Below are 13,289 nucleotides of genomic sequence, written 5' to 3' on the forward strand. Positions count from 1 at the left end.
AGACTACGGCAGTTGAAACTTCGACTGGATACGAACGACTGCGGCATCGTCAGGAAAGGTATGAAACGCCTGAACTCGGAAGAGTTTGTCACGGGCCTCGACGTTGATGTAGCTGAGTGCTCCGGCCTCAAAGCGACCACTCGCGTCAAATCGCTGCAAGATCCCTTGGCGAATGGCTTGAAGTGAGAGTTCATTCTGATAGTGACGCATCTTCTCGGTGCTCGTGGCTTCGAGCGAGAATGATAAATCGTAGCGAATGCCGCCATTGCACTGCAAGTAATCCTCGCGAGAGGCGCGAATGCGGTTTGACATAAGTCGCCGCTTTTGCGGGAGTTCCGCGTGGGCGGAGGTTGTTACTTCCGTCAGCAGTAGGTCGCCAACTTGCCAGGTGACAAGATGCCCGGTGCTGGTGATTCTCACCGATGCCCGATATTGTCCGCGCTCGTAGCACTGTGTTTGATGGATGTCGAATAATTCAGGGTGCAACGATCTGCCGTATAGTTGGCAGACAAGCTCGGCAACTCTCGGTCGAACGGATAACACGGTTTGGCTCACTTTGATAATGGAAGACAATGATAATGGGATGAATGATTGCAATTGATACCTCGATTATAGTTATCGTTGGCAACCACCTCAAAGGGAAAATTTTTATGGGTCAAGTTACCTCGAATTCAGTATTGACAAACAAGTAGTGAGTAAGTCTCAAAAGAGACTTACTCGACTCAAAATGCTAGCTGTTGCAGTCTTTCTTTGTGTGGATAATCTTCAGACTATGCTCCCGATTGCTCAACAGATTTATCGCCGACTTTTCGAAGCTTGGGGTCCTCAGAAGTGGTGGCCTGCTGATTCACCATTTGAGGTGATGATCGGTGCCATTCTGGTTCAAAATACGAATTGGAGGAATGTCGAACGAGCCATCGAAAATCTCAAGTCCGCCGAAGCTCTTTCGCCACTCCAATTGCTAGCGATAGAGCTTGAAAACTTGCAGGAATTGATTCGTCCCGCGGGATATTTTCGCATCAAGGCCCAGCGACTGAGGTCTCTCGTGCAGTTTTTCGTCGACGAATTCGGCGGAGAGATCACCGCGATGCAGGCGATTCCCATGCCACAACTCCGCGAGAAATTGCTCGCAGTCCATGGCATCGGTCCCGAGACAGCCGACTCGATCTTGCTCTATGCGGTAGGCCAGTCGGCAATGGTCGTAGACGCTTATACGCTTCGAGTCTTTGCCCGACACGGCTGGGTGCCGCATGGCACGTCGTATCATGCCCTCCAGGCGCACATCGCCCAGGAATTGCCAGAGGATGCAACCATCTACAACGATTTTCACGCATTGATAGTTGAAGTCGGGAAAAAACATTGCCGTAAGACACCTCAGTGTGAGGGGTGTCCACTGCAGGAGTTATTGCCGGTACATGGATTGGTCAAGGAGAAATAGGCAGTGCTAGCACGCTCTTCGCATGCATTTTCGCGGACTCAATAGTAGCGCAAGACTGATATAGCCGGGGCAACTTAGTTTGCCTATCATTCTCACGCCTTCTGATCTGGCTTGCTGAAAAGAATAGTCTTTTCTGTCAGCTGCGCTTCAGTTGAACGCTTACTATCCCTACCGCTTGTTATGGAGAACAAGCCGTGAATTCGCTACGCCCTCTTATCACTATTGGTTTCTTGGCCATCGTTGGTCTCTTCCTATATATGAAGATCAACGAAACCGAACCCGTCATTCCCGAAGCTGCCCTCGAGTGGAATCTCTCTGAGGATATCGAAATCGGTGGTATGGATGGCGGTGGCCTGGCTCAATTCGCGCCACAGATAGTCGATCAGAATACTACTGCGCCGGTAGCTTCTTCAGCCGCACCCGCATTTGGTGCGGCACCGAGTTTCGAATCAGCACCTCCATATGACGCAAACTCTAGGAGTGAGGCACCTCCCGCATTCAATCCCAACGCGCCTCTCCCCGAATATGATGCACCTTCTGTGGTTGAACAGGCCCCACCAAAGACCGATACGAAATCGACCACCGCCAGCGCAACACCCCCCTTACCACCACTGCCGGCGCTCCCGCCAGCCGCCAATCGTTATGAATCGGGTGCTCAAAGCTCCTCGACAAATCTGAGCACTCAACCCGCAACATCGCAGCCCCCACAACAGGCTACGTCGGGTTCAAAATCTCTTGCCCCATCGAAAACCGCTGCCGCGACGACAGCCCCTGACTTTACTCCAGAGCCTCCCATCACTCCCACCGATACGTTCCCTCCTGCAGGTTCCACCGAGGCCTCTCAAGCATCGCTCTTTTCAACGGCCCGCCTGACTGTGCAGGCAGCCCTTGATCGCGGCGAACTTTCCCAGGCCTTGCTGATGCTCTCGGATTGGTATGGCGATCCGTCTCTCTCGGAGAGCGAAGCTGCCGAGGTGCAAAACCTGCTAAGTCAGCTTGCTGGCAGTGTTATTTACTCTACCGAGCATCGTCTAGAATCTCCCTACCTCGTGCAAGCGGGAGAGCGGCTCGAAGATATCGCCCAGAAGTATGAGATTCCCTGGCAATTACTGGCGAAAATCAACGGTATCTCTGATCCCAATCAACTCCAGCCTGGGCAGCGGCTAAAGGTGATTCGAGGGCCTTTCACAGCGCGAATCGATCTAAGCAATCATTCACTAGTCTTGATGCTGGACCGTCGTTATGCAGGAAAATTTCAATTGGACTTTGCTCCAACGACATCTATCGAAGACGGTTACTGGGTCGTGGATCAAAAGCTACTGACTCCTGGTAACGTGGGACCTGCCGATGCCGCGACAGAAGAGAAAAGCATTCTGCTCAAGAGCTCCGAACCGGGGGTGAATCAGGTGACTATCCTGCGTGGGGCGAGTTCAACTTCAAATGTATCCGATTCGGCAGGCAGAGTCATCCAGCTCAAGAGTGCTGATGTTCAGGATGTCTATGATATCCTCTCGCTTGGTTCGCAAGTGATTATCCGCCGATAGGGTGCGCTAGCATCGTGCCACGTTGATTTGGCATAATGCGGTCTGTTTCACTCAACAGAACCACCCGGAATATTGCATGTACGACAGACAAGCACTCGTCGAACTCATTCGACAGCAGGCACTCAAGTTTGGCGACTTCACTCTCGCTTCAGGTAAACAGGCCAGCTATTACCTCGATTGTCGTCAAGTGACCCTCGATTCGCAGGGTGCTAAACTCATCGGCGCTGGCATGCTCGAACTGCTTGAAGGCAACATGCCGCAGCTTGTGGGAGGTATGGCCATCGGGGCTGATCCCATCACCGCGGCGATTCTCACATTGGCTGGGATGCGAGACATTCCCTTGCGCGGCGTGATGGTCCGCAAGGAACCCAAAGGGCATGGTCTCGGTAAGCATGTCGAGGGTCCGTACGAGTCGGGTGAGAGTTTGGTGATCGTTGAGGATGTCGTCACCACTGGCGGCTCGTCCCTTAAGGCGATCGAACATTGCGAAGCGGTCGGGCTGAAAGTCGAGCGAGTGTTAGCCATTATCGACCGCCTCGAAGGAGGCCGCGAGGCATTTGCCGAACGCGGCTACGAGTTGACGACGCTGTTTTCGATTAAAGACTTTGGTATTTGACATAGATCGCTTCAAGTTAAACGCAGAGGCCACGGAGGCGCAGAGATTCGCAGAGGGGAATTTCGATACCATATATTCTCTGCGTTGAATCTTTCAGTTTTTCATGGAAACGTCCCTACATCGCCAGTTGAAGGAGCATTATGCAGGGGACGCCAGCCTGCAGGAGGTCGCGTGTGCGGGATATCGCATCGACGCAATTCGCCGAGGTCGGTTATTCGAGATTCAGCATGGTTCGCTGGCAGCGATCCGAGACAAGATTACGGCGCTGTTGGTCGAGCACAAGGTGACCGTAGTCAAGCCGATCATTGCCACCAAGCAACTCATCAACCATGCCAAGAAAAACGGCCCCGAGATAAGTCGCCGCCTGAGTCCCAAACGCGGCAAGTTGCTTGATCTGTTCGATGAGCTGGTTTACTTCACTCGGGTTTTTCCACACAAGCGTCTCACTTTGGAGGTTGCCTTAGTTGAAGTCGAGGAGCTGCGCTACCCAGGACACGGTCGTCGTCGACGACGGCGGGAGCGCGATTTCCAGATTGCCGACCAGCGACTGCTCGGCATTGTCGAGACGCACAAGTTTCGCACCTTAGCCGACCTTCGTCGCCTATTGCCGTCGAGCCTGCCGACGACTTTCCACACGGGCCATCTGTCCAAGGCAATGCAAATTTCCCGCTCCGATGCCCAGCGAATTGCGTATTGCCTGCGAGAAACCGGCGGCATCCGCATGGTTGGCAAGGAAGGTAACGCAATCCTTTACCGCCATTCACGTCGGGCCGCGTGAAAAGCCGGCCTGACGGCACTGTATGCAACGGCCAAATCTGATACGATTTACCTTTTCCAAATCTGTCCAAGATCGACTTCGTTGGAGTTTCGCCAGTTGATCCAGATAAGGCTGCCTTGATGAGCGATCCTGTAACCCGGCTGCGAAAAACACCCCTGAGCAAACTCATGGGCGTGCAGATCGTGGGGACCGGCAGTTTTGTGCCCGACAATGTCGTGACCAACGAGGATCTCAGTTCGCTCGGTTGCGATGCGGACTGGATTCTTCAACGCACAGGCATCCGAGAGCGGCGGCACGTCCCTGCTGGAATGTCCACCGGCGACATGGCCATCGAAGCCGCTAAGCGATGTCTCGAATCAGCACAGGTCAACACTTCCGACGTCGATCTTTTACTATTGGCTACATTCACGCCCGACCGCCTGTTTCCTGCGACGGCACCAATGGTGCAAGACTCCTTGGGTTTGAGTTGCGGAGCAATGGACCTGGCTGCGGCTTGCACTGGTTTTGTGTATGCACTGGCCACTGGAATGCAATTTATCGCCACCGGTTGCTGCAAGAGAGTGCTAATAGTTGGCGCCGACGCCAACTCTCGCGTCCTCGATACCACGGACAAGAAAACTTACCCTCTCTTTGGCGACGGTGCAGGTGCGGTTCTTTTAGCACCCGGCTCGCCTGAACAGGGCGCCCTATGCTATACGCTTGGCTCAGATGGCGCGGGTGCTGACCTCTTGTGCCGCAATGCGGGTGGTGCCGCTAAACCTTTTGATCCGGCCCGTGTCGACCAGCGGGATTGGTTTGTCACGATGGACGGTCGACCCATATTCAAGTGGGCCGTGAGACTCGTTGACGAAAGCTCGCGGCAAATCATCGAGACGGCCGGTCTAGAGCTTGGCGATATTGACTGGTGGCTATTTCATCAGGCCAATGTCCGAATCCTCGATGCCGCTTCCGAGGCTCTGGAAATCGATCGCGAGCGAGTCGTCATGCATCTTGACCGCTATGGCAATACAAGCGCCGGCAGCATCCCTATTGCCCTCGATGAAACGAACCGCGCCGGCAAGATCCGCCGTGGGCAAAATCTCCTCATGTGCGGCTTCGGCGGCGGCCTCACCTGGGGCACCATGGCCCTCCGCTGGTAGCAAGACCCGCGACCTCTGCGTAAAAAAATAGAATGGATTCCAAAATGCCGCCCACTAAGAAAAAGCCCAAGACTTCCACTCTCCTTCCTCGAAGCAAAGTCAAGCTGACCGACACCTGGGATCTGGCGTCACTGTTCGCAAACGATGCGGCCTGGGAAAAAGATTTTCTCGCCTGGGAGAAGCAGATCAAACGCTACGCGGACTTCGAAGGAACTTTGGTTGAAAGTGCACAGCAACTCGCCAAGTGTCTGGAGTTCGATACCAAGTTCGATCGCCGAGCCGAGCGGATCGGAACCTATGCCTTTCTCAAGACGACCGAAGACACCGCCAACAGTGAATATCAACGGATGATCGGTCGCTATCAGCACGCCGCCAGCGCAGCCGGCCAGGCGGCAAGTTTCATCCGTCCTGAGATTCTGGCTATTCCCGCGAAGAAGTTCGCCCAGTTCCTGCAAGAAAAACCGCTTGCTCCTTTTCGGTTGATGCTCGAACGAATTGTCCGCTATCGGCCACACACCCTCTCGAACGCCGAAGAAAAACTGCTGGCGATGCAGAGCAAGATGTCCGACACGGCCAACCACGCTTTTCGCCAGTTGACCGATGCTGACTTCAAGTTTGGCATGATTAAGGATGAAAAGGGCGAAACAATTGAGTTATCGCAGTCCTCGTTCTCAGCCCTCCTGCACTCTCCGAAGCGGACTGTCCGATCGACTGCGTTCCATCAATTCTACGAAGTGTTTGCGGGCCACGAAAATGTATTGGCCGCCACTTTGAACGGCTCGGTCGAACGCGATGTCTACTATGCCCAGGCTCGCGGTTATAAGAGTGCGATCGAGTCAGCCCTGTTCCACGACAATGTGCCGATTTCGGTGTACAACAATCTGATTGCGGCAGTGAGAAGTAAACTCCCTGCGCTCTATCGCTACTACGACCTTCGCCGCCGCAAGATGAAGCTTAAGGACATCCATCACTACGACACTTATGTGCCTATCCTCAGTGATCTTGATCAGCGGCGGACCTGGCAGCAGGCCGTGAAGACGGTGATCGGTTCGCTTGAACCCTTGGGGAGCGAGTATGTTGGTGTCCTGGAACGTGGTTTGACAACCGATCGCTGGTGCGACCGCTATCCCAATCGCGGCAAACAGAGCGGTGCCTTCAGTTGTGGCACGTTCGATAGTTCACCGTATATCATGATGAACTACCAACCCTCGGTACTCGATCATGTCTTTACGCTCACGCACGAGGCGGGCCACTCGATGCACAGCTATTACTCTTCCAGTAATCAGCCGTTCCAGTATTACAACTACGTGATCTTCGTCGCCGAGGTGGCCAGCACATTTAACGAGCAACTCCTCAGCCGCCACTTGATGGCACAAGCCGGCACGACCGAAGAGCGGGCCTACCTCATCAACCGCGACATCGACGCCATCCGCGGTACGATCATCCGCCAGACGATGTTTGCCGAGTTCGAGAAGATCATTCACGCCTTGTCAGAAAGCGGTGAACCCCTCACGATCGATCGCCTCAAGAGCGAGTACTACAAACTCCTAGAAGTCTACTTTGGCCCCGAGTTCACAATCGACCCGCAACTGAAACTCGAATGCCTGCGAATCCCCCATTTCTATCGAGCATTTTATGTTTACAAATACGCGACGGGCTTGTCCGCAGCCATCGCCTTGAGCGAGCGCGTCCTCAATGGAGGACAGCAAGAACTCACCGATTACCTCTCATTCCTAAAAGGAGGCTGCTCGAAGTTTCCCCTCGATCTCTTACGTGACGCGGGTGTTGACATGGAGAAGCCAGCTCCCGTCAACACCGCCCTAGAGCGATTTGAATCGCTGGTGGACGAGTTGGATACGATTCTCTAGGCGAGTCCACTGAGCCAACATGTGTTCGTCGATGATGCAAACTTAACCGGCCAAGTCTTGCCTGAGCCAGCAGAAAATGCCCCAGCAAAGCAAGCCTCGCTGGGGCATTTGTGCTCGAAACACAAAGGCGGTAAGGAGTTCATCGGCGCCGTAAACACTCTGCTCGACGGGAGGAGGCGCCGATCAGCATAATTCCAATCGTGACGGTCGCGGCACACGGCTCTGGGACATTTTCCGCCCGCAAGGTAGCGTCGGCGGCAGCGGTGAGGAATGCCCCGTCCGCGACAGTCAGGTTGAGCGAGCTAAGGAGCTGACGATCAGTGAGGTCAAGATCGCTAGTATTGTAGTCGCCGTATATCGTGCCGTAGATCACCAGCGCGGCAAGCAAGGTTCCCCGATTCTGGGCGTGCCACAAATCGCCCGCATGCAGGTTATCAAAGTCGGCTTCCTTCCAGGCGTCGCCAACGGGTGCCAGCAGTGTCACATCTCCACCAGCAGCGTCATCAAGCGCTACTTGCAACATGTCGTAGCCGGCACGGATCTCTGTCTGCATTTCATCAGGGCCGGTAAAGAGCGGGTTTGCCCCGGAGTAGAAAGCGTGTCCTGGACCACGAGCCCAAGTTTCGTACAGTACGGGCTTCACACCAGGGCTGTGCTGTTTGGCGATGTTGTGCAATTGCACGGCGGTAGTTTTAGACTCATCAATGCTCGCCGGGAAAGCGGGCTGACCGTCGTACGCCCGAGTGAGCTTGGTTGAGTGCTCCTGCATGACGATGAAATCCCAGTTATTCCCCGGAGCTATCGAAGTGGTGATCCGGTTCGTGTTGTTCGCTACATGCCATTCCAAATCTTGTCCGGAGACCGCCGCGCTGATCGTGAAGGGGCGATCGTGCCCGGCGATGGTGGCGAGATCCCTCACGAGGGAGTCCACTGGCCGAGAGCTGCCAGCCCCAAAGGTGAAGCTGTTGCCGTAAAAGATGATGTTGAGTGGCTGAGCCTTTGCCGACCCCGCAATGAGGACGAGCACGACGAGCGCACCCCGACATAGGTTAAGATTCATCGAGCCGCTCCCTTTCCAGATTGAACTGCAACAGGTGTGGAGACACTTGGTTTGAAAGATCTCGCACCCCAGGTGCTCTGGGGTGCGAGAACTCTTTCTTAACGACGTCGACGACCGAACGCCGCGAAACCACCTGCCAGGGCGAGCAGTAAGCCGGTTGTCGGTTCGGGAATAGCGGTGCTGACTTGCATCAAGTTGATGTAGTAGAAGCCATTGCCGTTGTCGTTATTCGGTCCAGCCATGACCGCGATTGAGATTTCACTGTTGCCGTCGGGCGTGATGCCATTGAGCGAGAGAACTTCAGAATCGTTATTTGAGGTCGCGATTACGCCGCTGCCGACGTTTGCTCCCGTTACGCTGAAGGCGGTCTCGCGGTTATCGTTGACACCAGTCCGCGAAGAGAAGAAGGTAAAGTCGTAAGCGAGGTTTTGATCTAACCCCGTTAGTTTGAAGCCGCCGGTTGGATTGTCGTCGCCCCCGCCGAAAGCTCCGGTGTGACCGAAGTAATAGTCGTCCGTCGCGTCGACGGGAAAACCAGCCGCGGCGCCCGAGGGGCTTTCGGAGCCACCTTGCGAGGGTTGACCCACGATATAGAACGGATCGGTCTCCACGAGAGTTACGCCAGGCACCGCATTTCCGTTCTCGTCAACCACGACAAAAAGCGTATCCGTCGGAGAACCGCTGGCGTGGAAAACATCGTTCCAGCCGGACAAGTTTGTTAGCCGGGCGTTGTTGCCGAAGTCAAACGACATCGTGACCGCGGACGCAGGGGTCGCTGTGGCCAATGCACACAGCAGGGCAAGTTGCCATCTCATGAGACACTCCTTCAATTCAAAAACTGTGAAAAAAGAAACCAGAACAGAAATTCAAGCTACAGAAAAGGTGGGCAGGAGCTCGAATCCCGCTCTATAAGGCCATAATACTAAGCCTAACAACGCGTATTAGAAAATGCAAACGGTTTCATCTCGAATTTGCGTATTGAAATCTTCAATTCGCGATTTCATTCGCACATTAGTACCGCAGTTTGCACATGACTGCTCCCCACAGCGGGGTGTAAAGGTACTCCAGGCCATTTGAATTGCCCTTGAGGGCCATGATAAGAAACTTTTTGGAGTTCCTCGTAGCCAAGCTCTGTGAGCAAGTCTTCTAACTCATCGCAGCAGCCGTGCACGTCGCCAATGAAATCGAACGGGCCGTATTCGTCGTCTCGCTTGTCGTTCCAGAGCGGAGTCCGCTCAATCGTGACGGAGTCGACCTCTTCGGGAGACTCCAAGACGAAAATATGTCGAAATCCTTCCCGCTTGAGTGCCTTGATGGACCGCCGTAACTGAGAGCGTTGCTGGCGAATGACGTGTGGGCCAAAGTCTCTGTCAGCCCGATTGCGGTTCCGATCCTGACATACGTTCTCGGGAAGATTGAAGACGATGGCAACCGGCAGTGTATGGTACTTCTTTGCCAAAGCAACCAACGGCTGCCGGGCTTCTCGCTGGACATTGGTCGCGTCGACGACGGTTAATCGTCCGGCCGCCACCCGTTTGGCGGCGATGTAATGCAGCACGTCAAATGCGTCGGTCGTCGCAGCCTGGCTGTTCTCGTCGTCGCTCACTAACCCACGGCAATAGTCGCTCGACAGCACTTCCGTCGGCAGGAAGTGATTGCGTGCGAACGTACTCTTACCGGACCCGCTAGGGCCAATGAGTACGACTAGGGATAAGTTGGGGATGGATACGTACAATGTCTTAGCTACCTTTGATTTCCTTGATATGGTGAAGCCCATCTGCCCTGAATCTAATTTGCCTAAAGTCAACAAGCGGTGCGCTCCGCAATCTCTCAATGAAGCCAAGGGTTGGCTTTTCATGAGCATTACGCATCAATAACAGAAGGCCTCCAACACCAGTCCTTACTTTGTTCAGATATAGGTGGATATCACGAAGTGAATACGCTCCAATTGGTTCGACTGCGTGCGTAACCTCATTTCGCTTCGTTCGAAGTTCTTGAAAATGGCACCATTCTTTGGACTTGAAGAATTTCTGAGGATTCTTGCTGCTGCAAACAGCAAACCAAAGTCTTATGCGGTCTTCTGTTTTGGTCGCCGATTTCAATTCTTCAAACTCAGGAGTTGAAAATCCCTCATATTCCGCAAGTAGAATATGCCGATTTATAAAGGCATCAACTATAGACAAGCAAGCGAACAAATATGCTCGATAGTATCGACATGTAGGTTGAAAGTCGTAGTGGCAACTCAATTCGCAAGCCTTGATCCGATAGTAAAGAATGTCTTCGACAAGATCTCGCTCAGAGAATGCCGAGCGACATGGCCCTTGAACTTCGTGTTCTCGTCCCGCAAAGCTGCTTTTTTGTTTCAATTGAAAGTTAGGAGTCGAAGAATATGATATGCCATGACCAAATACAGAGTCGATTTTGTCCAAATGATCCTGGATTCTGGGAATAGTACCATTCAATCGAGCTTCTTGGACTAACTCTTCAAACGATTGAACTATTGTGTCTGTATCCTTCCAATTTACTTGCACACTCTTCCATCCGCTACTAGGTTCAGTATTTCCAGTCGCCGTGAGCAGTCGGATCACTTCTTTTCGCGCATTGAATTTCGACAAATGGTATTTGTTAAGTGTAAGAAAGGGAGGATTCCAAGGCGTTCCTGAACGATACTTGGATAGCCGCACCAACAAGTCATTCAACGCGTCCTTGCCGCTTGCCTGTTCCGGCAGTGTCGATTCCGCCATCACAGTTTCTAGCTCTGCGACCAGCCGCTCGAATTCCCGTTGGTAAAATTCCACATCCGCAGAGTCCAACCACCCCTTTTCCGGTCCAGCTAGCTTCCGCTCGACCAGCTCATCGATGTACGGCAGCTTCGCAGTCTCGTTGAGCGTCAGCAGATTGGCTTCAACTTCGCCGGTTCGCATGAGGTGGATACCGGTCAGCAGCACGCGGTAGACGTACAGCAGTGGCTTGACCCTTGGCGGGTCCTCTTTACGGAAGAGCTGCCACTGCCTCGCGGCGAAGCCCAGATAGTGGTGGGCGTGGTGGCGGGTGATGCAGTCCTTGGCAATCGCCTTTAGCTCATCGTGCTCCGGCGTTGTGTGCACGACCAGCGGCGAAAGCAGTTGCTCTAGCACGTAGCCGTTCTTCTTCAGCATCAGACCGAAGAACTTCTTCGCGTCGTGTGTCACGAGGTCCATCTCAATGCCATCGTGAATTCCTTCCTTCTCGACAGTCTCTTCGCCTCCACCATCAGGCCCGTCGAGGCCGACCACCTGTTCCAGCGGCAAGAGGTGGACTCCACGCAAGTCGAAGTCGGAATCGGCCGACGGAAACCCATACAGGTGAGCCCCGCTAATCGTCGCGAAGAGGAGCGGGTATGGATGGGCATCGACCTGCTTTCGCAGTTTGTCGTAATCGATAATCTGGGCGTTCATGGAAGCTCCTCCGCTACGGCCAGGCGGCGGGCCTTTACAAGGAAATCGTTTGCCCGTTCGTAATCAGGTCGTTCCGGCAATTTGGTCTCGGAAAGCGCTCGGTCAAACACCTTGTGTAGTTCCTTTCGCCACACCTCGATGTCATCCCACGGCATCGTTTCATTCTTGATGGCGAAGAGCCGCTCGCGATACTCGCCGACGTCAACCGGCACAAAACCCTCGCGGAGCACGTGGATACCCGACAGCAGCAGGCGGATAAGGTGCATCACATGCTTCGGCTTCACCTTGCCCTGGTTGCGAAGATCGGCCTGCATCCGCTTGAACTGCGACATCACGTAGCCGTTGTACGTCTGGTAGACTAGCCGCGAGAGGAAGGCGTCTCGCATGGCGAGTAGCTCCTTGGCGAGTGGCGTCGCGTGCTCGACGAGTGGCGTGTAGAGGCACTCCAGGATGTTCGGATTTCCCTTGAGGGCCATGACGAGGAACTTTTGCAGTTCCCAGTAGCACTCCTCGGAGTCGTCGTTCTCCAACTGATCGGGCACCCCGTACAGCGACCAGTGCAGATCGGCGGGTGGCAGGTAGATGCCACGCCGGTCGGTGTCCGACTCCCCCGTGTCGAGACCAAATGCCCGCGAGCCCACGACGCAGCGATAGATGACACGGTCGAACAAACCATGCGTTGATAGTACCTGATCCGAATCGTTGATCGCTCCCTGCTTATACTTTGCGAGCAGCATGAGGTTGTCATGATGCAGAGCGGCCTCAAAACCATCGACGAAGCGAATACGGTACGAATGCTGTCGGTCACCAGGTGAACGCACCACAACCCCCACAGCACCCGCTGGGTGCACAGCTTCCCCGTTGGATCCTTGCACTTGTTTGAGTGCAACGACCTGCGTTCCCACCGAGTAGATGAGATTCGGGCTATTGTGGACGCGCGATTTCATTTTCTCTCAAATATACCCATCTGCGAAGGTGCACCAACTTCCGCAACTTCTGGGCCTACTGGCAGGAATCGAACTGAGTAGGGTGAGGAGCATAAATCACTCGAAAAGTATTTACAAGACAAACGACTACTCTAACAAACGAGGACTTCCGCCCGATGATGGAAATCCTCTGTTTGCATTTACTCATTTTTCCCTAAAAGTAGTCGTCCCGGTTCACCCCGTCAAAAGCGGCCTGATTTTAGGCAGCAGCGTTTGAAACGCATTCCACTTCCGCAGGGGCAGTGGTCGTTGCGGCCGAGTTTTTCTTCCAGGAGTTTTCCACCGTGAACGATGCGCACGCCGGCTTTGACCCGCGTCTCAGAGGGATAGCCGTGGCGGCGCTTGCTCATAGATTCGAAAGGAGTGGTCTTCGTTGATGCTGTGGCACATGGGTCACCTCCTGCGGTGATTCAGAAAAAAAGA

The 13,289-nt window shown here is 54.0% G+C and carries 12 protein-coding genes and 1 pseudogene; 6 read left to right on the forward strand and 7 right to left on the reverse strand.

The window, feature by feature from the left end; all coding sequences use genetic code 11:
• Positions 1-3: 3 nt before the first annotated feature.
• A complete protein-coding gene (locus Pla144_RS05675) occupies positions 4-543 on the reverse strand; it encodes a DUF2617 family protein (RefSeq protein WP_146448642.1) in 540 nt (179 codons plus the stop codon).
• Between the two features lie 229 nt (positions 544-772).
• On the opposite strand from Pla144_RS05675, the gene Pla144_RS05680 reads away from it, so the two are divergent.
• The 6 genes from Pla144_RS05680 (at position 773) to pepF (ending at position 7,383) form a co-directional block, all read left to right on the forward strand.
• Positions 773-1,438: an endonuclease III domain-containing protein gene (locus tag Pla144_RS05680; protein WP_146449069.1), complete on the forward strand. Its 666-nt coding sequence runs from the start codon at positions 773-775 to the stop codon at positions 1,436-1,438.
• A gap of 194 nt (positions 1,439-1,632) precedes the next feature.
• Positions 1,633-2,982: a LysM peptidoglycan-binding domain-containing protein gene (locus Pla144_RS05685; protein WP_146448644.1), complete on the forward strand. Its 1,350-nt coding sequence runs from the start codon at positions 1,633-1,635 to the stop codon at positions 2,980-2,982.
• A gap of 76 nt (positions 2,983-3,058) precedes the next feature.
• On the forward strand, positions 3,059-3,598 hold the full coding sequence (pyrE, locus tag Pla144_RS05690) for an orotate phosphoribosyltransferase (protein ID WP_146448647.1): 540 nt from the start codon (positions 3,059-3,061) through the stop codon (positions 3,596-3,598).
• 103 nt (positions 3,599-3,701) lie between these two features.
• Positions 3,702-4,376 carry a hypothetical protein gene (locus Pla144_RS05695; protein ID WP_146448649.1) on the forward strand — a complete coding sequence of 225 codons (675 nt, stop codon included), beginning with the start codon at positions 3,702-3,704 and terminating at the stop codon, positions 4,374-4,376.
• A gap of 119 nt (positions 4,377-4,495) precedes the next feature.
• A complete protein-coding gene (locus Pla144_RS05700; RefSeq protein WP_231936181.1) occupies positions 4,496-5,515 on the forward strand; it encodes a beta-ketoacyl-ACP synthase III in 1,020 nt (339 codons plus the stop codon).
• Between the two features lie 44 nt (positions 5,516-5,559).
• Positions 5,560-7,383 carry an oligoendopeptidase F gene (pepF, locus tag Pla144_RS05705; RefSeq protein WP_146448651.1) on the forward strand — a complete coding sequence of 608 codons (1,824 nt, stop codon included), beginning with the start codon at positions 5,560-5,562 and terminating at the stop codon, positions 7,381-7,383.
• Between the two features lie 139 nt (positions 7,384-7,522).
• Here pepF and Pla144_RS05710 read toward each other — a convergent pair whose 3' ends face one another.
• The 6 genes and pseudogenes from Pla144_RS05710 to Pla144_RS25460 all read right to left on the reverse strand — a co-directional run bounded on the left by Pla144_RS05710 (position 7,523) and on the right by Pla144_RS25460 (position 13,216).
• The gene (locus Pla144_RS05710; protein ID WP_146448654.1) at positions 7,523-8,443 is read right to left on the reverse strand and encodes a hypothetical protein; all 921 of its coding nucleotides are present in this window, start codon (positions 8,441-8,443) and stop codon (positions 7,523-7,525) included.
• Between the two features lie 98 nt (positions 8,444-8,541).
• Positions 8,542-9,258 carry a PEP-CTERM sorting domain-containing protein gene (locus Pla144_RS05715; RefSeq protein ID WP_146448656.1) on the reverse strand — a complete coding sequence of 239 codons (717 nt, stop codon included), beginning with the start codon at positions 9,256-9,258 and terminating at the stop codon, positions 8,542-8,544.
• A 185-nt stretch (positions 9,259-9,443) separates the two neighbouring features.
• Entirely contained in the window at positions 9,444-10,178 is a 735-nt protein-coding gene (locus Pla144_RS05720; RefSeq protein ID WP_146448659.1) for an AAA family ATPase, read from the reverse strand.
• Between the two features lie 940 nt (positions 10,179-11,118).
• Positions 11,119-11,880 (reverse strand): annotated as a pseudogene (locus Pla144_RS25015) (nucleotidyltransferase domain-containing protein); the annotation flags it as partial.
• Entirely contained in the window at positions 11,877-12,827 is a 951-nt protein-coding gene (locus tag Pla144_RS05730) for a nucleotidyltransferase domain-containing protein (protein ID WP_146448664.1), read from the reverse strand. The gene Pla144_RS05730 and the pseudogene Pla144_RS25015, both read right to left, overlap by 4 nt.
• Before the next feature lie 221 nt (positions 12,828-13,048).
• Positions 13,049-13,216, reverse strand: coding sequence for an SEC-C metal-binding domain-containing protein (locus tag Pla144_RS25460; RefSeq protein ID WP_146448666.1), 168 nt, complete (start codon positions 13,214-13,216; stop codon positions 13,049-13,051).
• Between the last annotated feature and the right edge of the window lie 73 nt (positions 13,217-13,289).

Source organism: Bythopirellula polymerisocia (genome assembly GCF_007860015.1).
Lineage (GTDB): Bacteria > Planctomycetota > Planctomycetia > Pirellulales > Lacipirellulaceae > Bythopirellula > Bythopirellula polymerisocia.